Source organism: Nocardioides proteolyticus (assembly GCF_051280635.3).
Lineage (GTDB): Bacteria > Actinomycetota > Actinomycetes > Propionibacteriales > Nocardioidaceae > Nocardioides.
Genome location: NZ_JBNBPO030000001.1, coordinates 139123 through 160486 on the forward strand (window position 1 = coordinate 139123; position 21364 = coordinate 160486).

The 21364-nt window shown below is 74.2% G+C and carries 15 protein-coding genes and 1 tRNA gene; 1 reads left to right on the top strand and 15 read right to left on the bottom strand.

From position 1 onward, the window contains the following. Nucleotides 1-4 precede the first annotated feature (4 nt). From ACPOLA_RS00710 to ACPOLA_RS00730, 5 genes are all read right to left on the bottom strand, one after another. Entirely contained in the window at nucleotides 5-751 is a 747-nt protein-coding gene (locus ACPOLA_RS00710; protein WP_435768427.1) for an eCIS core domain-containing protein, read from the bottom strand. A gap of 111 nt (nucleotides 752-862) precedes the next feature. Then, a complete protein-coding gene (locus tag ACPOLA_RS00715; protein ID WP_435768428.1) occupies nucleotides 863-2911 on the bottom strand; it encodes an ATP-binding protein in 2049 nt (682 codons plus the stop codon). Further along, nucleotides 2908-3588 carry a Pvc16 family protein gene (locus tag ACPOLA_RS00720; protein ID WP_435768429.1) on the bottom strand — a complete coding sequence of 227 codons (681 nt, stop codon included), beginning with the start codon at nucleotides 3586-3588 and terminating at the stop codon, nucleotides 2908-2910. The genes ACPOLA_RS00715 and ACPOLA_RS00720 overlap by 4 nt, the downstream gene beginning before the upstream one ends. A 10-nt stretch (nucleotides 3589-3598) precedes the next feature. Beyond that, nucleotides 3599-6613, bottom strand: a complete 3015-nt coding sequence (locus ACPOLA_RS00725; protein ID WP_435768430.1) for a hypothetical protein — start codon at nucleotides 6611-6613, stop codon at nucleotides 3599-3601. A gap of 106 nt (nucleotides 6614-6719) precedes the next feature. Continuing rightward, nucleotides 6720-7349 (bottom strand): helix-turn-helix transcriptional regulator, encoded by a 630-nt coding sequence (locus ACPOLA_RS00730; RefSeq protein ID WP_435768431.1) that lies wholly within the window; start codon nucleotides 7347-7349, stop codon nucleotides 6720-6722. A gap of 175 nt (nucleotides 7350-7524) precedes the next feature. Here ACPOLA_RS00730 and ACPOLA_RS00735 point away from each other — a divergent pair, with 175 nt between their 5' ends. Further along, nucleotides 7525-8811 (top strand): COG1470 family protein, encoded by a 1287-nt coding sequence (locus tag ACPOLA_RS00735; protein WP_435768432.1) that lies wholly within the window; start codon nucleotides 7525-7527, stop codon nucleotides 8809-8811. Nucleotides 8812-8841: 30 nt separating this feature from the next. Here ACPOLA_RS00735 and ACPOLA_RS00740 read toward each other — a convergent pair whose 3' ends face one another. The 10 genes from ACPOLA_RS00740 to moaC all read right to left on the bottom strand — a co-directional run bounded on the left by ACPOLA_RS00740 (nucleotide 8842) and on the right by moaC (nucleotide 21363). Next, on the bottom strand, nucleotides 8842-11739 hold the full coding sequence (locus tag ACPOLA_RS00740) for an AfsR/SARP family transcriptional regulator (protein WP_435768433.1): 2898 nt from the start codon (nucleotides 11737-11739) through the stop codon (nucleotides 8842-8844). Between the two features lie 170 nt (nucleotides 11740-11909). Further along, a complete protein-coding gene (locus ACPOLA_RS00745; protein WP_435768434.1) occupies nucleotides 11910-12539 on the bottom strand; it encodes a sortase family protein in 630 nt (209 codons plus the stop codon). 1 nt (nucleotide 12540) lies between these two features. After that, the gene (locus ACPOLA_RS00750) at nucleotides 12541-16437 is read right to left on the bottom strand and encodes a DUF7927 domain-containing protein (protein ID WP_435768435.1); all 3897 of its coding nucleotides are present in this window, start codon (nucleotides 16435-16437) and stop codon (nucleotides 12541-12543) included. Between the two features lie 205 nt (nucleotides 16438-16642). Beyond that, the gene (locus ACPOLA_RS00755; RefSeq protein WP_435768436.1) at nucleotides 16643-17845 is read right to left on the bottom strand and encodes an MFS transporter; all 1203 of its coding nucleotides are present in this window, start codon (nucleotides 17843-17845) and stop codon (nucleotides 16643-16645) included. Nucleotides 17846-17937: 92 nt separating this feature from the next. After that, nucleotides 17938-18010: transfer RNA gene (locus ACPOLA_RS00760), tRNA-Ala, on the bottom strand. Nucleotides 18011-18091: 81 nt separating this feature from the next. Further along, a complete protein-coding gene (locus ACPOLA_RS00765; protein WP_435768437.1) occupies nucleotides 18092-18559 on the bottom strand; it encodes a hypothetical protein in 468 nt (155 codons plus the stop codon). 111 nt (nucleotides 18560-18670) lie between these two features. Further along, nucleotides 18671-19582, bottom strand: a complete 912-nt coding sequence (gene sepX / locus ACPOLA_RS00770) for a divisome protein SepX/GlpR (RefSeq protein WP_435768438.1) — start codon at nucleotides 19580-19582, stop codon at nucleotides 18671-18673. A gap of 118 nt (nucleotides 19583-19700) precedes the next feature. Beyond that, nucleotides 19701-20372: a GNAT family N-acetyltransferase gene (locus ACPOLA_RS00775; protein ID WP_435768439.1), complete on the bottom strand. Its 672-nt coding sequence runs from the start codon at nucleotides 20370-20372 to the stop codon at nucleotides 19701-19703. Continuing rightward, nucleotides 20369-20881, bottom strand: coding sequence for a MogA/MoaB family molybdenum cofactor biosynthesis protein (locus ACPOLA_RS00780; protein WP_435768440.1), 513 nt, complete (start codon nucleotides 20879-20881; stop codon nucleotides 20369-20371). The genes ACPOLA_RS00775 and ACPOLA_RS00780 overlap by 4 nt, the downstream gene beginning before the upstream one ends. Next, complete coding sequence (gene moaC, locus ACPOLA_RS00785; RefSeq protein ID WP_435768441.1) at nucleotides 20878-21363, bottom strand: cyclic pyranopterin monophosphate synthase MoaC; 486 nt, start codon at nucleotides 21361-21363, stop codon at nucleotides 20878-20880. Before moaC ends, ACPOLA_RS00780 begins: the two co-directional genes overlap by 4 nt. Nucleotide 21364 lies beyond the last annotated feature (1 nt).

Here is a 21364-nt window from a genome sequence, read left to right on the forward strand (position 1 = left end):
CCCCTCAGGTCGGGAGCTCCTCTTCCTCCTCGGCGGCCTCCTGGCGCTGCACGGGCCCGAGGCTGTCGTCGTGCGCGGCCTGGAGCTCCTCCTCTTCCGGGGCCGCCTCGCGCTGTACGGGCCCGAGGCTGTGGTCGTGCGAGGCCTGGACCTCCTCGTGCTCGGCGTGCCGCTGGACCGGTGCGGGGGCCGCCATCACCGCCTCGGCGTTCGAGACGGCCTCGCGCTCGAACCGGTCGGAGGGGTCGCTGACCGACAGGCCGCCGCCGATCGGGGTGCCGTCGACCGGCCCGTTGCGCTGCTGCACGACGTGGGTGAGCTCGTGGGCGAGCATCGTCTGGCCGGCGGCCGACCCCGGGTCGTAGGCGCCGCGCTGGAAGACGATGTTGGAGCCGACGGTATAGGCGTGGGCGCTCACCGACCGCGCGGAGGCGTCGGCGGCGTCCCCGGTGTGGACGCGGACGTCGCTGAAGTCCTGGCCCATGCGGGCCTCCATGTCGCCACGCACCTCCGTGGGGAGCGGCGAACCGCTGCCGGACACCACGTCCTGCACCGACGGCGTCTCCTCGACGACGCCACGTGCGGCGGCGTTGCCGGCGCTGCGCTGCAGGCCGAGCATGCCGCCGCTGCCGAGGACGTCGGGCCGTCCAGCGAGGGCGGCCCTCACCAGCAGCGGGTCCGGCGCGTCCACCTTCGGACGCGACGGGTCCGCGGTCTCCAGGTCGGGGCGCTCGTGGTCGTGCTGGTGCATGGGATCCTCCGGTCGTCGGCCTTCCCCCACGCTGCTCCCGCGCGGTCGCCGGGGCCAGCACCGCCTCACGGGCCGGCTGGGCAGCGGTGGCTGCCCGTTCGGGCACCGAGGTCAGGCGGTCTCCCTCAGCAACGGCCAGTACGGGCCGAACTCCGACTCCAGGCACAGCCGGCCGAGCTTGCGGTACTCGCGGTGCACGGCCAGCACCAGGTGCCGCATGCCGATCACGCCCGCGTCCGCGGCCGCCAGGTACGCCGCCGTCACTGCCGACGAGCGGATCGAGCCTCCGGCCAGCTCGAACGACTTCGCGAGGAAGTCCAGGTCGATGTCGTCGCCGCGGCGGACCGCGCGCCCGAGGCACGCGTCCCACAGCGACCGGCGCCCGCTCTCGTCGGGCACCGGGAACTCCACGACGACGTCGAGCCGGCGGGTGAAGGCCTCGTCGATGTTCGCGCGGAGGTTGGTCGCGAGGATGATCAGGCCGTCGAAGGACTCCATCCGCTGCAGCAGGTAGGCGCTCTCGACGTTGGCGTAGCGGTCGTGGGCGTCCCGCACCTCCGACCGCTTGCCGAACACCGCGTCGGCCTCGTCGAAGAGCAGCACCGCGTTCACGCCGGCCGCGGCCGTGAAGATCCGCTCCAGGTTCTTCTCGGTCTCGCCGATGTACTTGTCCACGACGGTGGCCAGGTCGACGACGTACAGCTCCAGGCCGAGGTCGTGCGCGATCACCTCGGTGGCCATGGTCTTGCCGGTCCCGGAGTCGCCCGCGAAGAGTGCCGCGACGCCGATCCCGCGGCCGCCGCCCGGTCGCATCCGCCACTCGCCGAGCACCTGCTCGCGGTGGCGGGCGCGGAGCGCGACCTCGGTCAGCGAGGTCAGCACCGCGGGCGGCACGACGAGGTCGGCCCACGACACGGCCGGCTGCACGCGGCGGGCGAGCCGGTCCAGCGCCGATCCGTTCTCGGCCCGCGCGCCCGCTGCGACGTGGTCGGCGGAGACCCCCCGACCGGACAGGGAGGCCTGCAGCTGGGCGGTCCGCGCCGCGCGTACGACGTCCTCCGGCCGCAGCCGGAACTGCTCGGTGGCAGCGAGGACGTCGGACCCGACACCCGCACCGGCGAGGGCGAAGCGCCACAGCTCCCGCCGCTCGGCCGTCGTGCTCTCCGGCACGCTGAGCTGCGCCACCGCGTGCCCGGACCAGGCCGGGTCCCACACCCGCGAGCCGACGAACACCAGTGGTCGCGGCTCCGCCAGCAGGTGGCCCACCAGCGCCGGTCGCTGCTCCAGGGCGGTGACCGGGCCGGCGACGAGACCCGCGTCGGACAGCCGGGCCTCCCGCGCCGCGACCCGGGCCAGCCGCTCGGGATCCGGCTGGGCGAGCAGCCGGTCGAGGTCCACGTGGAGGGCCCGGTGCCCGGTGAGCCGGAGCGCCTCGGTCGCGAGCACCCTGCCCGAGCCGGTCGCCGGCTCACGCAGGTAGACCAGCGGCACGCCGTCCTCGAAGGCGCGGGCGAGCGGGGCGGGGTCGCCCCACGGCACGTCCGGGACGTCGGTGAGGACCGCGGCGAGCTCGGTGTCGGGAGCGTCGTCGCCCAGCAGGTAGGCCACGACCCGGTCGGGCACGCGGAGGGCCCGACCCCCGAACGGCCGGTCTCCCCCTTCCAACTCGACGAGGCCGCCGCGGACGAGCGGGCCGTGCAGGAGGTGCTCGTAGCCTTCCGGCGTGCCGAGCGGGACGCCGGCCAGCTCCAGGGCGACCGCGACGGAGGGCCGCCGGCGGCTGACGTCGTCGTTGAGGTAGCCGAAGAGTGCCTCGAACCTGGGGTCGACATCGGCGGCGATGCCGACGAGCAGCAGGTCGACGTCGACCGGGTCGAGCCCGAAGTTGGCGGCGACGTCGCGGAGCCGGAGGGCGACTCCGGAGTCCTCGGCCTCGTCCGCGGCACTCTCGACCGCGGTCGCGCGTTCCTGCGGCGGCCAGTGGACCGGGCTCCGCGGACCCGCGAGGAGCCGGTCGATCGCGACGTCGTCCAGGTAGAGCCCGCGGAAGGGGTCGTCGGGGTTGGGGTCGTCCCGGCGCCGGGCGGCCACCAGGGTCCGCACCCGCTCCTCCACCACGGCGAGTCGGCCCAGCACCTGGGCCAGGCTGTGCGAGGTCATCCGCTGGTCCGCCTGCGCGCCCGGGGCCGGCCGACCGGGACCGGTGCCGGCGCCTCGGCGGCGGGCGCCGGCACGTGCCGCTGATGGCGCTCGCTCCCGCCGTGCACGGTGTCGTGTGCCTCGATCACGATGCCCTCCTCGACGGGTGGGCCGGCGGGGTAGACCCGACCGGTCCACACCGGTGCCACGACGACGAGGTCGAGCGACGGCTTGAGCTCGCCGCCCAGCGCCGACCACACGTCCGCGAAGGCGCGGTCCTCGGGTGGCGGGAGCCCGACGGTGAGCTTGACCGCCTCCCCCGGCTCGGCGAGCGGACCCACCACCAGGTGGTCCGGCAGCGCGTCGTACCTGAGGAAGGCGCGGAGCAGCGCGTCCAGCAGGCGGTGCTCGTCCTCGGGTCGCTGCGTCCACGCGGTCACCAGGTAGCTCAGCTTGAAGAACCGGGGAGCCGGGGCCCGGGAGACGACCGCGCCGGTGTCCGGCTCGACGTGCTCGACGAACCCCGCGGCCCGACCCTTCAGGTCCTCGCGGATGTCGTAGAGGTAGAGATTCACCGTCGGCGCGTTGCGGCGCGCGGCCCAGTCCTTGGTGGGCGCGTCGAACACCACGTCGATCTCACCGTCGACGGCGTCGCTGCGCACGATGTCGCGCAGCGCCTCGTCGACCTGGGAGATCATCGCCGCCCCCTCATCCGCGGCCCACCAGGTCCGGCGGGGACATGGACCGGAGCGTCACCAGGATCTCGCCGTCGACGGGTGCGAACTCGTCGGTCGTGCTGGTGGCGGTGAGGATGCGCTCGCCCAGCTGGTCGCGCCGCACGAACAGGATGGAGGTCCGCGCGGTGCCGTCCTCGGCGACGGTCAGGGTCCCGGGCTCGGGCACCGTGCCCTCGCTCCAGCGGAGCCCGACCGAGGTGCCGGGGGGCATGTTCTCCGCGTACGCCATCACCACCTGCCCGGGTCGAGCCACAGCCGGCACCAGCCGGATCGTCGGCTGCAGCACGGGCAGCGTGACGGCCGCTCGGTTGTTGGCCGGCACCACGTCCCGGGTGGTGGTCGAGACCCGCGCCACGATCCGCCCGCTGCCCTCCGCCGGCGTCGCCAGCAGCACGTCGTAGCGGATGACGGCGCCGGGCGCGAGGCTGCCCAGGGCGCACGGGTCCCCGGCGGCCAGGCACTCCGGCGTCGCCGGCGCGGGAGGCGCCGGCGGCGGCACCGCCGGCGTCAGGTGGTCGGGCCAGACGGCCCGAAGGGTGACGGCCTGCGCGACCCTCAGGCCTCGGTTGCGCACGACGACGGTCGCGGTGCGCCGGCCACCGGCGTAGCCCACCGGCTCGTCGAGGCGGACCCGGACGAGGACGTCGGCGGTCGGCGTCGCGGCCGGACGCCCCGGCCGGTAGGCGGGCTCGGTCTCGGGGCCGCGCTCGTCGGTCACGCTCCGCAGCCCGCTGCCGTCGGGCTCGATGGCCCAGATGCCCCGCTGGTCCGGCTGGCCGACCGGCTGACCCGCGAAGGCGATCTCCGACCCGTCCGGCGCCCACGCCGGGTCGTCCCCCGCCTCGACGACGTAGCGGGCCTCGGTGGGCCGGGTCTCGCCGTCCCAGTAGTCCAGACCCACGAGCACCTCCGGCTCCGCCACGGTGAGGCCTCCGTCAGGGGTGTCGCCCTCGATGTCCAGCATCAGCAGGTCGCCGTGGTGCTCGTAGACGATCCGGCTCCCGTCCGGGGACCACGCCGGTCGCCGCCCCTCCACCGGGCAGGGGCCCTCGCACATCCACGCCACGGGGCCACCGGCGCCGGCGCCGTCCGCCGGGACGGCCCACAGCTCCTGGGAGTGGAACTCGTAGTAGTCGACGATGGTGCGAGCCACCACGAGGCGCCTTCCGTCGGGCGACCAGCTCGGGTCGGCGTCCTCCAGCGGCTCGACGCCTGAGCCGTTGCCGGTGGGCGTGATCCGCACCAGGCTCCTGGCCTGGACGTCGTAGACGAACACGCGGCGGAACTCGTTGGGCCGATGGCGGACGAAGGCGATCCGCCGGCCGTCCGGCGACCACTCCGGGTCGGAGTCGACGTCGTCGCGGCGGTGGTCGGTGAGATCGCCCAGCGGCTGGGGATCGGTCCCGTCGGCGTTGGCCACGACGAGCTCCTCACCGAACCCCTCGCTGCCCGACGCCCGGGTGTAGTCGCTCCTGGCGTAGACCATCCGCCTCCCGTCGCGCGTGTACGACGGCGCGGTCTCGTGGTGGCGGAACGGCCGGGACTCGACCGAGGTGCGCGCGTCCACGACCACCCGGCGATCGGACCCGTCGGCCGCGAGCGCGTCGCTCACGTCGCCGTCCACGAGCCGCGTGGTCTCCTCGTGGGGTCCCCGGAGGGCGCGTGCGGTGAAGACCAGGTCGATGTCCGGCGTCTCGCCACAGCAGAACCTCCCGAGGAAGGCCGGATGGCTCTCGGCCACCCGGCGGTCGTCGGCGACCCGGGTGACGGTCGTGAAGGTGAGCTCCGGAGGCTCCTCCGACCCGGTGAAGCGCCAGGTGAGCTCGGCGAGCCAGATCCCGCCCAGCGGGTCCCGATCCTCCTGTGGACCGGTGCTCCGGAACGCGATGACCGGGCGCCCCGCGCTGCCGTCCCAGGCGGCCTCCGAGCTCTGCTGGCGGGGTCCTCCCGCCCACGGGTCGACCCGGGTCTCCGGGTCGGACAGCCGGCGCAGGGCGAGCGAGCCGTCGTCCCGGGCATGGGTCGAGGTGTGGACGATCCACTCCTCGGTGCCGGAGTCCTCGCCGGCGACGCGGACGATGCGGGGATGGGTCTCCGCCTCGTCGGGGGTCTCGACCAGCACCTCCGGCTCGAACCAGTCGCCGTCGTCGTACCGGACCACCCACAGGTCGGCGAGGTCCTGGTCCGTCGAGCGGGAGAAGACCAACTCGCCGGTGCCCTCCCCCTCCGGGAAGTCGGGCGTGACCGTGGGCCACTGGTCCTGCTGGTCGTCCTCGCCCGGCCCGGTCAGGTTCAGGAAGGTCCAGTCCTTGGAGCAGGGCTCGGACGCGGCCGCGGCCCGGTGTGCGCGGCTCCGGTCGTCGGCGGGGTCCGACGCCCAGCCGGGTGCGGGGCGGGCCGGCGGGCCGGGCGGCGGGGGCCCCGTCGCCAGCCAGATGTCCCAGTCGCCGTCGGCGTCGGAGGCGAAGAACACGTGGCGTCCGTCCACCACCGGATGCGCCTCCACGAACTCGTCGCAGGTGACGCGGACCTGCGCCGTCGAGCCGTCGTGCGGGTAGTCGAGGTAGACCTCGCCCCGCGGGTGGTCGCGGGTGCTCACGTAGGCGGTCGAGTCGCCGTCGTGCGCCATGGAGAGCTCCGCCTCGTGCACCGGCTCGGCGGCGAAGCCGGTGACGGTGGTGAACGGCCCCGCTCGGCCGACCTGTCCCGTCATGTCGTAGCGCGGGACCGGAAACTCCCCGCCGGTCTCCGACCGGGTGACCCGAGCGCCGTAGAGGGAGTCCTGCTCGTCGGTGAAGCCCACCCGGGTGTCCGCCGGCAGGGGTGCCGCCGCCCCCGCCTCCCCCGCGGACACCGCAGCCACCGCCTCCGCTGGCCGGTCGGCCGGCGGCCGGCCGGGACTGCCGTCCGAGGACGGCCCGGGCAGCGCGAGAACCGACGACACCGCTAGGGCGAGTGCCACCGTGGGGACGCGGTACCGCTTCACCAGTCGTCTCCTTCTCGGGATCCGTCGATCGTCGTACGCACCGGAGCACGCGGCGGCGCGGCCGCGGGCAGGCGATCGGGTGGCGCCGGGCGCCTGATCGGGCACCTCAGATGAGCCCCTCGCGCAGGGCGTAGGCGACGGCGTGCGACCGGTTGCGCAGCTGGAGCCGGGTGGTCACGTCGTGCAGGACGTTCTTCACCGTCCGCTCCGAGTAGGCCAGCTGGGTGGCGATCTCGCTGGTGTCGCAGCCGTCGGCGACGAGCTTGAGAACCTCGATCTCCCGGGCGGCCAGGCCGTTGAAGGCGATGCCGCGCGGACCCAGCACACCGCGTTGGAGGGCGCCGACCTGGTCGAGCAGGCGACCGAGGAGGTCGGGGGGCACCGTGCCCTCGTTGCGGGAGGCGGCGAGGATCGTGCCGACGAGGCGGTCCGCGCTCGCGTCGGGGCGGCGGAGCACACCGACGACGCCGGTCTCCACGACGGCGACCAGGTCGCTGTCGTCGAGCTGACCGACCACCAGCACGGTGCGGGAGCCGCCGCAGTCGCGATGCAGCTTGCGCAGCAGGTGGAGGGTCCCCTCGTCGACCCGGTCGGCGACGACGACGGCGACCGACGCCTCGCCGGCCTCGTCCTGCGAGACGATCCGGACCTCGGGACGGGGGCGGAGGTGGCTGACGACTCCGGCCCGGAGGATCGGGTCGACAGCGTGGACGTGGACACGGATCTGACGGTTCATGGCTGCTGGTCACTCCCTGGGGGCAAGGACCGCTGGAGGGGGATGCGGTCCGGGCGAGCAGATCAGGAGGCACTCCGCGTGCACTCAACGCGGGCTCTACGGGCAGGTCCGGTTGCCCGGAAGTCCACCCGTACGACGGGTCTGGGCGGGGGCCGACCGACCTAGCGTGACGCGCGTGACGACGACTGCCAGCCTCGAGTCCACGGCCGTCCAGCTCGACCCGGGCGCCGAGGCCGTGATCCCGCTCCAGATCCGGAACAACGGGTCGGTGGTGGAGGGCTACGACATCACCGTCGTCGGCGTCCCCGGCGCGTGGGCGACGGTCGAGCCGGCGCAGGTCTCGCTGTACCCGGGCACGACCACCACCGCCACGGTCACCTTCCGGCCGCCTCGGTCGGCACGCACGCCCGCGGGCGAGCAGCGGTTCGGCGTGGTGGTCACCCCGCGCGACAACCCGCACGACGCCGTGGTGCCCGAGGGGGTCGTCGAGATCCTGCCGTTCCTCGAGACGACGGCGGAGCTGGTGCCGCGGACCTCCCAGGGCCGCCGCGGCCGCCACCAGGTCGCCGTCGACAATCGCGGCAACGTGCCGGTCAACGTGCTGGTGCGGGCGCACTCCGACGGTGATCGGCTGCAGCTGCGGGTGGACCCCGTCGGGCTGGTCGTGCCGCCGGGCGAGGCCCGGTTCACCAAGATCCGGGCGAAGTCCCGGCGTGCGATCTGGCGGGGCCAGCCGGTGACCCACCCGTTCGTGGTGGAGGTGGCGCCCGAGCACAGCACCCCGGTCGAGCTCGACGGCAGCTATGTGCAGACGCCCGTCGTGCCCAAGTGGCTGATGTGGCTGCTGCTGGGGCTGCTGCTCCTCGCCGGCGCGCTGGTGGCGCTGTGGTTCACGCTGCTCAAGCCGACCATCGAGTCGCAGGCCAAGGAGGCCGCCGAGGAGGCGGTCGAGGAACCGGCGGCGGAGGCGAAGGAGGCCGCCGAGGCCGCGAAGCAGAACGCCGAGTCCGCCAACGGAGCGGCCACCGACGCGGAGCGCTCCGCCGAGCAGGTCAGCGACGCCACGGGCGAGGAGCGCCGCAGGCCTGCGCGGCAGATCGTCACCGACGAGTTCACCCGGCTCAACGCGCGGCCGCTCCAGGGCACCACCGGCACGGCGGAGATCGCCGTCCCGGAGGACGGCGTCTACCGGGTGACCGACGTCGTGCTGAGCAACCCGCAGGGCGACGTGGGGAGGGCGCAGCTGCTCGTCGACGGGGAGGTGCAGCTCGACGTCGCGCTGGAGAACTTCCGCGACCTGGACTTCCACTTCGTCTCGCCGATCGTCGGGCAGGAGGACGTCCGCCTCGTCGTCCGGTGCCGGACACCGGGCTCCCCGCCGGACGCCCCGCAGCCGAGCCGGTGTGACATCTCCGCGCTGCTCGGCGGCGAGCAGTCGGTGCCCCGCCCGCCTCGCGAGTGACGGGCCGACCGACGGCCCGCTCGCACCGCGTCAGGGGCGTCCGGTGCGGACCAGCTCGGCCGTCGACTCCACGACGCCGAGCGACGCCAGCACCGCGGCGTAGGACTGCCGGGCGCGCTCGGCCGCTGCCAGGTCCTGACCAGCCTCGTAGGCCTTGATCAGCAGCCGCCAGGAACCGTCCCGGCACGGTTCGATGTCGATGCTCCGCTGGGCGGCGACCGCCCCCTCCTCCGCACGTCCCGCGGCGAGCCGGAGCTCGGCGAGCAGGGCAGCCGCCTCCGCGGCACGCACCCGGTAGCGGTCGCGGACCCCCACCACCCACTCCGAGGGCCCGTCCTCCGGCAGCACGTCGCCGCGGTAGAGGAGGAGCGCCCGCTCCAGGGCCGCCGCCGAGCGCTCCACGTCCCCCCGGGTGCGGCACTCCTCGGCCTCCCGGGTCGCCGCGTCGAAGTCGCGGAGGTCGGCGGCGGAGCCCGCCGGCAGGGCCAGGCAGTAGCGGTCGCCGTCCCGGAGGAGCAGACGGCTCGCCCCGCGGGCGACCCCCGGCTCCAGGGCCGTCCGGAGGCTGGAGACGCAGACGTGGAGGTTGTGGGTGCCGGCGCTCGCGTCGAGCTGGGGCCACATCGCGTTGACGAGCAGCTCCCGGTGCACGGGCGTGCCGGCGTGGAGGGCGAGCATGCGCAGCAGCGCACGCGCCCGCGGCCGGACGCCCGCCAGGCGCGGCGGGTGACCGTCGATCGAAATGTCGAACCCGTCGAAGCACCGCACCTCGAGCGGCAGGGGACGCTCTGCGACGACGGCGGCCCCGCTCGGCTGCGACGGGTCGGCGATCCACTCCCAGGGGCGGCAGCCCAGGCCGATCCGCTCCGCCTCCGTCACCGCATCGGTCAGCAGGCCGGCATCCCCCCGCAGCCGGCCGAGGACGCCCCACGCGACCGCCAGCGCGCCCGGGACCTGCGCGGCGTGGGCGAAGGCGACCGCGAGGTCGGCCTCCCGCTCGGCCTCGAGGGAGCCCGTGCAGGCCGCCGCCAGCGCCGACCCGCTGCGGGCCCAGGCCTCGAGGGCCGGGGCGCCGACCGAGCGGCAGCGCGCGACCAGGTCGTCGAAGGCGTCCGTGGACGGAGCACCGCCGCGCAGGCCCAGCACCGCCCTCGCCCCGGCGAGCAGCAGCGCTCCCCAGCGGTCGCCCGCCCGGTCCGCCTGGGCGAGCAGGTGGGGCAGGCTCTCCGGCTCGGCGATGCCGTGGACGATCCTCGCCATCCACGGCACGCCTCGCAGCTCGGCCTCGTCGACGACCCGGTCGACGGCGACCGGGGTGCCGGCGAGTGCCGACGCTCCGGCGAGCCACAGCGTGGCGAGATCGTCGCTGGCACGGGTGTCGACGGCGCGCCGGGCAGCGACGAAGTCGCCGGCGACGGCGCTCTCGACCGCCTGCAGCAGACGCCGTCCGCTGTCGTCGCGGCCCTCCGGCGGGTCGGCGGCGTAGCGACGCGGGTCGGGGCGGTGCAGGCTCGCGCGCAACCGTTCGAACCACTCCGCTCCCGCCGTGAGGTCACCGTCGACCCACACCCGGACGAACCGCCGGAGGCGGGCGTCCATGTCCCTCAGCGCAGCGGTCGCGCCCACGGGATCCGCGCCCAGCTCGGCCAGCGCGCGCTCCAGGCGGCCGGCGCGGACCTCCCGCACCGCACGGCCCAGACGACGCCAGGCCTCCTCGACGCAGGGCGCGTCGGTCCACTCCAGGTCGGGGTCGGCGAGCACGGTGGGACCGGCGCCGTCGAGCACCACGCTCGCGGCCGCCCAGTCGCCGACCGACACGTAGGCCCGGACGGCCGGTCCCGCCTCGCCCTCGGCCACCATCCGATCGGCGCAGCGACGCACGTGGGCGGCGAACTGCGCCGCACCGAGCTCGTCGCGGAGCTCGTCGAGGAGCTGGCGCCGGACGAACCGGGGCAGGCCGTGGCCGGCCGGGCCCTGCCGCAGCAGGCCGCGCCGGACGAGGTCGCGGAACGACGGCACGCCGTCCTCGTCGAGCACGTCGCTGCACCGTGCCGGGGTCAGCGTCTCGAAGGGGGAGGTGATCCGGAGCAGGCGGAGCTCGGACTCGTCGAGGCCGTCGAGCACCACCCGCGCGACGTAGTCCGTCGCCAGCGTGGCACCGGTCGGGAAGTCCCGCAGCAGCTGGCGCCGCCGCCGGTCACGGACCCCGCGCGTGGTCTGGTGGAACAGGTGCAGCGCAGCCGCGAACCCGGCGGTCCGGTGGGTCAGGTGCCAGGCGTCATCATCGTGCAGCGGCTCGTCGTACACCGAGGAGAAGAGCTGGGTCGTCTCCGGCTCACGGAACCGCAGGTCGTTCATGTCGAGCATCGCGCTGGGCAGCTCGGACCGGGCCAGGTTGAGCCCGGGCTCGGTGCGCGAGATCACCACCAGGCGCACGTCGCTGGCGTCGACCAGGTCCTCGAGCAGGCGCGCCACGTCGGGGGTGTCGACGTGGTGGAAGTCGTCGATCACGACCACCGGCGCGCCGTCGTACTGCTGGAGGCGGTCGAGGAGCGCGTCGCGGGAAGTGGGCCGGGGCGGCCCGGGCCGGAGCGGGTGGAGGGCCTGGGCGAGACCGCGGATGGCCTGCTCGTGGGGATGGCAGGGCTCGACCCGCGCCCGCCACCACACGACCTCACGCCGGACCGTCTTCGCCCAGTGCGCGACCGCCGTGGTCTTGCCGACGCCGGCGGGGCCGACGACCACGGTGATCCGGGACCGGGTGACCTGGTCGAGGCGACGGTTGAGCCGGCCGCGAACCAGGCCGGGCACGTCCGGAGTGCCGGTGTACGGCGCGATCCGCACCGCCGGCTCCACCTTGGCAGGCAGCGCGATCCGGTCGGCCGCGGTCCTGCGGATGAGCGCGTCGGCCCGAGAAACCGATGCCATTGAGCTGTCCCTTCGCCTACCCCCAGCGGACCTTCGAGATTGGCGTTGGACCTTCGTCCAGCACCGTCATCCACCTGCGCACGAGTGCTCCCGCAAGTATTCAGGCACGGCACCGGGCGCGGCGCAGCGAAATCCGCAGGTTCTTTACTTTCGGCGGGGCTGGGGACGGCTCAGCGCACGGGCACGGCGTACCAGATCGTCCGGTGGCTCCAGTCGCCGGGACCACGCCGCTTGCCCGAGCAGACCAGGATGGCCAGCCGGCCGGCACCGCTGGAGGAGTAGTAGCCGGGCGTCGGTCGTCCGGCGCGGACCCGCACGCGCTTCACCACGCGGTAGCAGAGCCGTTCGCCACGTGGCCCGTGGACGACGAGCCGCTCGCCGCGGTGCAGCTGGCTGAGCAGCCGGTTGCCCAGGGCACGCCCCGCACTCCAGGGGTAGGTGTGCGCGGTGAGCCGGCCGACGCCGCGGCGACCGCCGGCGCGGGTGGAGGCGTTGTCCCAGGCGAGCTGCCACTTGCCGCGCGCGGTGAGCGGCGGAGGCAGCGGCGACCCCCAGCGGTCCCGGCCGCGGGCCAGGACGCGGGTCCGGCCGACGACCCCGGGGATCGTGATCGCGGCCGGCCGGAAGGCGTGCCCGACCGGGCGGCACAGACCGGCACGGGAGGCCACCTGCTCGAGCGAGGCGTCGACCGGGCTGCCGCCGCCCCGCGCCGTGCCGGGCGCCGCGAGTGCGGCGCCCAGCACGATCCCGGCGGCGAGGACGGCGCCCAACCGCCACGCGAGCCGTCCCCGCCGCGTCATCTCAGCGCCACCAGCCCGGCTTCACCCGGAAGCCGGTCGACGGCAGCGGCGGCACGCGCCGGACGCGGATGCCGGCGACATCGGGGTTGTTGGTGCACCTCGCCTCGCCGGTGCAGGCCACCCGCGCCGTGTTGACGACGCGGCGTGCGAGCGCGGCCCGGGTCGTCTTGGCGATCACGTACACCGGCGGAGCGTTCCGCTTGGCGCCGAGGTCGCGGTCCAGGCTGCAGGAGACCCGGTCCGTCCGCTTGTGGACCGTGCAGTCCCAGCCGCGGCCCCTTGCCGACTGCAGCTGCAGGCCACGCGGCAGCCGGTCGACGACCTTCAGCGGGGCGGGTGCGACGTCCGGGCCGCGGTTGGTCACCCGCAGCCGGTACTTCACCGTCCCGCCGACCAGGACCTGCGAGCTCCCGATCACTCGCTTGTCCAGCACCAGGTCGAACCGAGGAGCTCGGTGGTCGGTCCGGCAGTTCACGGTCCGCCCGTCCCTGACCTCGCAGCCGGGCGAGGTGACCGGGTTCACCAGCCTGCGGTTGCCGAGTCGCGCCACGTCCCGCACGGTGACCGAGTAGGTGATCCGGGCGACCTCACCGACCGGGATGGTGCCGTTCCAGGCGATCTGACCACGCCGGTAGCGGACGGTGCCGATGCTGGCCCTGATGTCCTTGTTGTAGCTGGCGTCGTCGAGCACCTTGGTCAGGTCGTCGGTGAACTCCGCCTCGGCGGGCGCGCTGCCCTGCTGGGTGACCAGCACGGTGTAGCGGATGCGCTGACCCGACTTGACCGGCGAACCCGAATCCGGGTTGGCGGACTTCACGGTGGTGTAGTTGGCCACCTCGAACCCTGCGGGGTCGCAGTTGATCGTCGGCGGCACCTGCGAGTCGGCGGGGATGTCGGCGTCGGCGCACGCAGTGTTGACCACCGTCCCGTCGGTCGACTCGTCGAGGACGAACTCGAACTCGTGGGACTCGGTCTCACCGGGTGCGAGCTCGTCGATGTGGAAGTTCCCCAGCGCGGGCTGCTGGTCGTCGCTGACGTCCAGGTTGGTGATCGTGCCCTGACCGGTGTTCTCCACGACGATCCGATAGCGCACCGTGTCGCCGTAGCGGAACGCCGGGTAGTCGGCCAGGTCCTGGGCGTCGCGCCAGTTGCCCCGGTTGTCCTGCACGTACTTCTTCAGCGCCGCCGAGTAGTAGTACGCGACGGACATCGGCTCCGACGTGCGCATCTCGAGCCGGGTGTGGCCGGTGCGCGCCTGGGCCCGGTTGACGTAGAGGTCGCGCGGGTCGGCGCCGTCGGTGGCGATCCGCACCTTGAACTGCTGGGTCGCACCGGGGTCGAGCCGGGGCCCGATCACCCGGACCGCGGTGGCGTCCGGGGTGAAGACCGGCGTCCAGCCGACCGTGTTGCCGACGGGGTTGTTGGGCGCCCCGTTCATCGGGTCGGCCGGGTCGTCCGACAGCGTCGCCGGGTCCGCGGTGGTGTAGAACACCTGCGATCCGGCCACCGGCTCCACTCCCACCAGGGAGTAGTCGCCCTCGAAGTCCGTGCCGCGGGCATCACCCTCGAACGGCAGGATGTCGATGGTGTCCGTGAACGCCTGCGGCAGCGGGTCGAAGGAGCGCAGCGTCACTGACCACACGCCCTCGCCGTCGCCCGAGCCGTCCAGGTTGGGGATGTACGGCGTGTCCGCGGTCTTGGAGATCACGGTGTAGCCGTTGGCGGTGGTCGTCACCGTCTTGCTCGCCGGAGCCGACTCCTCACCGGCGAGGCTGGACACGGCCGTGTTCGTCAGCTGGGTGCCCGGCGCGATGGTGTCGTCGGCGACCGCCTCGTAGACCAGCGGGTGCTGCGTGTTGGTCGCCACGTCGTCCAGCGTCCAGGTCAGCACCTGGCGCTGGCCGTTCATCGAGATCACCGGCTCCGGCGACGCGGAGCCCGCCACGTAGGTCATCCCCACAGGAAGGGTGTCGCGGATGACGTAGTCGTCCACGGTGGGCGGGATCGTCCCGGTGCCGTTCGCCGAGTAGGTCAGCGTGAACTGGGCGGGCACGCCCGGCGTCACGGTGTTCTGCGCCGACGCTTTGCGGATCGCGGGCGTCGCGAGCACCACCCAGAGCACGTCGCGACGGGCGTTGGTGTACGGGTACCGCTCCCCCGGCGTCGGCGTGATGCCCGGCGGCACGTCCGCCGGCGTGACCCAGGTGCCGTTGCGCAGGTAGGAGCCGAACGTCCAGATGTCCTGCCCGATCGACGCGTTGTCCTGGATCCTCGTGGGCACCCGGAACTGGATGCCGATCGCGTCCTCCGCCGCGTACGACGAGTGGGGGTAGGTCATCCGGACCGCCGTCACCGTGGCCGGGTTCGCCGGCTGGGTGGTCGACCAGGTGCCGTTGCCGCAGTTGAAGGTGTTGGGGTCACCGACGCCGCCGGTGTAGTACTCGACCACCGCGCCCGTCGGCGGGCCGTCGAGCTGCCGGCCGGCCTGGTTCTCCAGGCTGACCCAGTACTCGATCGGCCGCTCGGCCGTGGGGTTGAAGTCGACGTACTGGGTGTCGAGGACCTGGCACACGCCGTACCGCGCGGTCGCCGGCACGCTGTCGGCGCTGAGGTGGTTGGCCACGTAGGTCCACACCGTCGTGCCCGTGGACACCCGGTAGGTGTCGTCCCACCGGTCGCCGCCGTTGTTGGTGTAGTGACGCAGGTAGGCGGCACTGAACCCGCCGGGCAGGACGTAGGTCTTGCTCGCGGCGTTGTTGCCGGCGAGGTCGGTGGTGGTCTGCCCGGTGGGCGCGGTGTACGTCGGCGCGTTCGAGGTGAGCCGGACCGACCCTGCCTGGTCGGTGAGGACGCGGACCCACATCTGGCCCGCGGCCACGTAGTCCCAGTTCGCCGGGAGCGGGTTGCCGAACGAGTCGTGCGTCGGTGCGTTGACGAGGTCGTAGTTGACCCCGGTCAGCGTCAGCGTGAACACGCCCGGCTGGCCGGCCACCGGGGCCAGCGTGCAGGAGTCGACGAAGTTGGTGTGGCGCGGGTTCGAGGGCACCGTGGAGTACGGGTGTCCCTCGGCGTTGCCGAGGTCGTGCTCGGTGCAGCCCTGGACGCCGTAGTTCTTCGCCAGGCCGACGCCGGTCGGGTGGGTGCCGAGCACGACGGGGTTGCCGTTCACGTCGACGAGGCTCAGCCGGTAGCTGACGGTGTTGGGACCCGGGTCGGAGCCGTTGCCCAGCCGCAGCGACCAGTTGAACGGGACGTCGACGTAGCTGGGGTTGCGGACGTCGTCCCATGCGCCGTTGTAGTTCGAGGTGCCGGCGAACTGCATGTCCATCACGAAGGGGTTGCGGATCAGGATCGGCGGCAGCTCGACGTTCTCGCCGTCCGGGCCGGTGCCGTCGAGCACGATCTCCTCGCCGGTGTTGCCGTTGGCGACGACGGGCGTCTGGAGGAGGAGTGCGGTGCCCATGTCGACGGTGCCGAAGTTGCAGGTCAGCGTCGTGCGGTCCGCGTCGAGGCTCGACGCGGGAGTGACGCCGGTCCTCTTGCAGAGGTCCGGGATGCCGTCGAAGAACGCCTTGTCGACGGTGAACGTCGCCGTGACGTTGTCGACCGGGTCGTTGGACGGCGCCGGGGCGTTGTCGTTGACGTTGATCCGCCACTCGGCCACGACCGGGTTGCCCCGCGAGATGGTCGCCGGGGCGTTCTCCCACTCGCCCTCGATCTTGTAGACCGGGGCGGCCGTCGCCGGTGCGGCGAACGCTGCGAGCCCGGTCACCGCGACGAGCAGGGCCAGGGAGACGACCGCCCATCTCGGCCGTCTGCTGCCGACCGTGGCCGGTGCAGAGCCGGCGGGCCTGCGGTGGGAGCGGGAGAGCGGGAGCGGGAGCGGGGGGATGGTCATGGGTCTTCTCCTCGAGCAGAAGCCAAGCCGAGCGTGACCTCCCCCCCGAGACGCCGACTGGCGAAACCGTGACAGGTTCCCGCGCCGCGCATACCGTCGAGCCGCCGATTTGGTCCACGGTTTGGTCCGCGGATGGTCCGGCCCTCGCGGTGATGGCCTGCGGCGGCGCCGCGACGGACCAGGTCCCGCCGTGGCGGCGGTTCGGTCAGTCGTGCCGTCGGCGCGGCCGCCCGCGACGTGGGCCGCCCGGGCGAGCGAGCGTCGCCAGGGTCACCGGGGCGGTCACCGCCAGCACCGCGACGCCCACCAGCATCAGGCCCTCGGGCGACAGCTGCCGCAAAGCCAGCGTGCTGAGCAGGGGGGCCGCGAAGCCGAGGTAGGTCAGGCTGTAGAACACCGCGTTGAGCGTGCCCAGGTCGTCGGCGTGTGCCAGGTCCTCGACCGTCGTCAGTCCGCCGACGAGGATCAGGCCGTAGGCCGTGCCCAGCAGCATCGCCGCCGGCAGCACCAGCCACGCGGCGCCGGTCGACGCCAGCAGCAGACCGGCGACCAGCCCTGCTGCCGCGGCGCCCAGCCCGGCGGTGATCACCAGCCGCGGGTCGCCGATGCGGCGGCCCAGCGGCTGCACCGCGACGCCGGTCCACAGAGTCAGGCCACACAGCGCACCCGTCACTGCGATCGGTGCCAGCCCGATCTCGGCGAAGGTCGGCACGGTCGCGAACGCGGTCGCCGCGGCCCCGAACACCCACGGCGCCGTCAGGGTGAGGCCGATCGCGAAGCGCCGCGACCTCATCGCCTGCCACACCTCCGAGCGTCGCCGCGTCTCGTCCCGGCTCCGTACGACGTCCGCCTCCGGCGCGTGCCAGGCGACCGCGAGCACGAGCACCATGAGCAGCAGGTGCGGGACGTACGGAAGGACCGTCGGCGCAGGGAGCCACTGGGCCACGGCCCCCGCCACGAGGGGGCCGGAGCCGAACCCCGCCGACAGCGCCAGCGTCGCTCGACGCGCGCCCGTGCCGGGCGGGCCGTCCGTGGACAGCTCCTTGACCCAGGCGGTGCCCGGAGCGAACGCGGCGCCGGACGCGACACCGGCGGCGAGCCGCCCGAGGAGCAGCACCGCGGCGTCGTCACCGCCGACCATCAGCACGGCCGTCGCCAGGACCGAGAGCACCAGGACCGGTCGGATGACCTTGCGCCGCCCGATCCGGTCCGAGATCGGCGCGACGACCAGCAGCGCCGGGATCAGGCCCAGCGCATACGCGCCGAAGAGCGCGGTGACGGCCTCCCCCGAGGCGCCGTCCTCCTCGCGGTAGACCAGCAGCATCGCGGCGAACTGGTTGGCGCCCCAGCCGACCGCGAAGAGCGCCGCGGCCACACGCAGCCACGCCGGCATCCGACTCGCTGCCACCCGCGCACTCTAGTGGCGGCCGAGCTCGCCACCGACGTCGCCCGGCATGCAACAGGGCCCGACCGCCGTGCGCGGCCGAGCCCTGTCCTCGGTGGAGCTGAGGGGATTCGAACCCCTGACCTTCTCATTGCGAACGAGACGCGCTACCAACTGCGCCACAGCCCCAAACGAGGGGAAACGGTAGCACCCGCCCGCGGGCAGGTCCGAATCCGGCTCCCCCTCCAGTGGTCGGCGTCCGCGACGCCGTCAACCCTGCTCGTACGGCGCGCGGGAGGGTGCCGCGTCCTGGTCCTCGCCGTACGACGTCTCCGCACGGTCGGGGTCCTCGTCGGGGGTCTGCGGCGGCTCGCCGTAGGTGTCCCGGGCCGGCTCGGCGTCCTGGTCGGCGCCGTACGACGTCTCGCCGCCCTGGCCGGGCTCGCCGAAGACCGTGGACTCGCCGCGGGCGATGTCGCCCTGCGAGGAGTCCCCGCTGAACGAGGCGCCGTCACTGCCCTTCCGGGGGTCCGCGAACTGGGTGTCGGAGGACACCGCGGCGGACGAGTCGCCGTACTCCTGCTCCTGCCGCTGCTTCTCCTGCTGGCCCTCCCGCTCGAGGTCCTGCGGCTGGTCGAGGCGGTCCTCGAGCCGGTCGGACGCGCCCTCGTCGCCGTAGGCGGCCTCACCCAGGCCCTGCGCGCGCTCCTGCTGGTCGCCGGTGTTCTCTCCGGGCATGCTGATCAGCCTCCGAGGTCGTGCGGCCGAGACGGTCCCGGCGCGTCCCGGCGGCACGGGCGCGCCGGGCAACCTCGCGTTACCCGGTGTGCCGCGGAGTACCCGTCGCGCTCAGGAACCGGCGGCGCGGCGCTCGACGTCGGCGGCCGCGGACTCGGCGTCGGCCTGTGCCCGCTGGGCGTCGGCCTCGCGGGCGAGCCGCGAGTCGGCCTCGTTGCGCCCGGAGCTCCACACTCCCGTGGAGTCGAGGTCGATGGTGCGGACCGTGCGGCCGGCCGCCTCCTTCGCGACGTAGGTCGGCAGCGGGACAGGCACCGGCGTCCACGCGCCCGGGTCGGGCGCGGCCTCGGCCCGGTCGGCGGAGGCGGCGGCCACGACGGGGATCTCCCCCGTGTCGTCGTCCATGCCGTCCAGGCCGTCCAGGCCGTCCAGGTCGTCGGCCCGGTCGGTGGCAGCCGCCTGCTCCTCGGCGGCGATCACCTCGTCCGCGAGCGTACGGCGCCGCTTCCGGACCCGTGCCGCGGCGCGGGCCGCCCGCTCACGGCGCACCATCAGCCGGCAGGCGACCAGCCACGCCAGCAGCAGGCCGCCCGGGACGGCGACCCACGGCACGGCGATCACCTTGCCGACGGCGAGGCCGCCGACGACGACGAGCGCGAGGAGCAGCACGGTGAGCACCCGGCGACGCCGTGCGGCGGCCCGGGCGGCCGCCGTCCGGGCAGCGGCGGTCCGGGTCGAGGGACGCGACGGACGCGGCGCAGGGGTGGGCGCCGCGGCCGCGTCGAGCGCTGGCTCGTCCGGCCTGCTCGCGTCGGCAGCCGGCTCCGGCCGGCGGCCGGCGGGCACCAGCTCGGCCGCGGTGGCGGAGACGGCCTCGCGACGGGCGACGACCCGGAGCCGGTCGGAGAACCCGTCGACGGACCGGCTGACGTCGTCGTACTCGTGATGCTTGAGCGCCTTCGGGACGAGGTAGACGGCCCACGCCACCGCGAGGGCGACGAAGATCAGTGCGCTCAGGTCCACACCGAGAGGTTAGGAGCGCTAGCGGAAACTGGTGCGCATGTCCATCGGTGTGTCACAGATTGATTCCTGTGACTCCTGAGGTCCGGCTTCCCGGGCAGCGCTGAGGACCCCGCCGGCCTCACCGCTCGCTCTGCTCCTCCAGCCGCACCAGGACCCCGCGCGGCGCCTCCTCGCGGGTGATCGCGAAGATCCGGTGGTCGCGCCAGTCGCCGTCGATGTGCAGGAACCGCGGCGCATAGCCGATCTCGCGGATGCCGAGCTTCTCCACCACCCGCAGCGAGTTGGTGTTCTCGGGCCGGATGCAGATCTCGATCCGGTGCAGCCCCGCGGTGAAGAAGCAGTGGTCGATCACCATCGCGACCGCCCGCGGGATCACTCCGCGTCCCGCGAACTCCTGGTCGATCCAGTAGCCGACCGAGGCGAACTGCGCCGAGCCGCGCACGATGTTGTTGACGCTCACCTGGCCGGCGAACCGGCCGTCGACCTCCACGACGAAGGGGTACGTCGTCCCGCGGCGGGCCGCCTGGTTGAGCCGGGCCACCAGCGACGGGAACGTGCTCGCCCGGGCGTCCGCGCCCGGCGGCGCCGTCGCGTCCCATCGCGACAGCCACGCCGCGTTGCGGCGGCGCGCCTCCTGCCACGCCTTCGCGTCCCGGCGGCGGATGGGACGCAGCCGGACGACCGGGTCGGTGCCCGAGATCAGCTCGTTGGGCCAGGCCCGGCCGGGTGTGCCGACGATCATCCGAGCGCCGGTCGACCGCTGCTCGGGACGGCGCGCCCAGCTGGTCAATGGTCGCTCCCAACCACCTGCTCGACGGCGTGCACGAGGATCGGCGCGAGCACCTCGAGGGCGTCCTTCACCCCTCCGCGGGAGCCCGGCAGGTTGACCACCAGCGCCTGCCCGGCCACACCGGCGAGCCCACGGGAGAGTGCGGCGGTCGGCACTCCCTTGGCCACCCCCGCGGCGCGGATCGCCTCGGCGATCCCCGGCACCTCCCGGTCCAGCAGGGGCCGGGTCACCTCCGGTGTGCGGTCGGTGGGCGTGAGCCCGGTGCCGCCCGTCGTCAGCACCACCCGGGCGCCCCCCGCCACCGCGGCGGCGATCGCCTCGCCGACCGGCTCGCCGTCGGGGCGCACCACCGGGTCGGCGACGGCGAAGCCGAGGTCGCGGAGCGCTGCCACGATCAGCGGTCCGGTCGTGTCGTCGTACACGCCGGCGGCGGCGCGGTTGGACGCGACGACCACCGTGGCGGGCAGCTGCGCGGGCGGTCGGGCAGGCAGCTGGGCGGGGCCGCTCATCGCGACCAGTCCCCCGACCTGCCGCCCGACTTGGCCTCCACCCGCACGTCGCTGATGACGGCGGCCTTGTCGACCGCCTTCACCATGTCGACGACGGTCAGCGCGGCGACCGACACCGCGGTGAGGGCCTCCATCTCCACCCCGGTGCGGTCGGTGGTCCGGACGGTCGCGCTGATCTCGACCGCGTCGTCGGCGACCTCGAGGTCGACGGTGACGCCGGAGATCGACAGCGGGTGGCACAGCGGCACGAGCGCCGGCGTCTGCTTGGCGCCCAGGATGCCCGCGACCCGGGCGACGGCGAGTGCGTCGCCCTTCGGCACGCCCTCGCCCCGGAGGAGCGCGACCACCTCTGCCGAGACCAGCACCCTCCCCGAGGCGGTCGCCTGCCGCGTGGTGACGTCCTTGGCGGAGACGTCGACCATCCGGGCCGCGCCCTGGTCGTCGACGTGGGTGAGGCGCGGGGCGCCGGCCTGGTCGGCCATC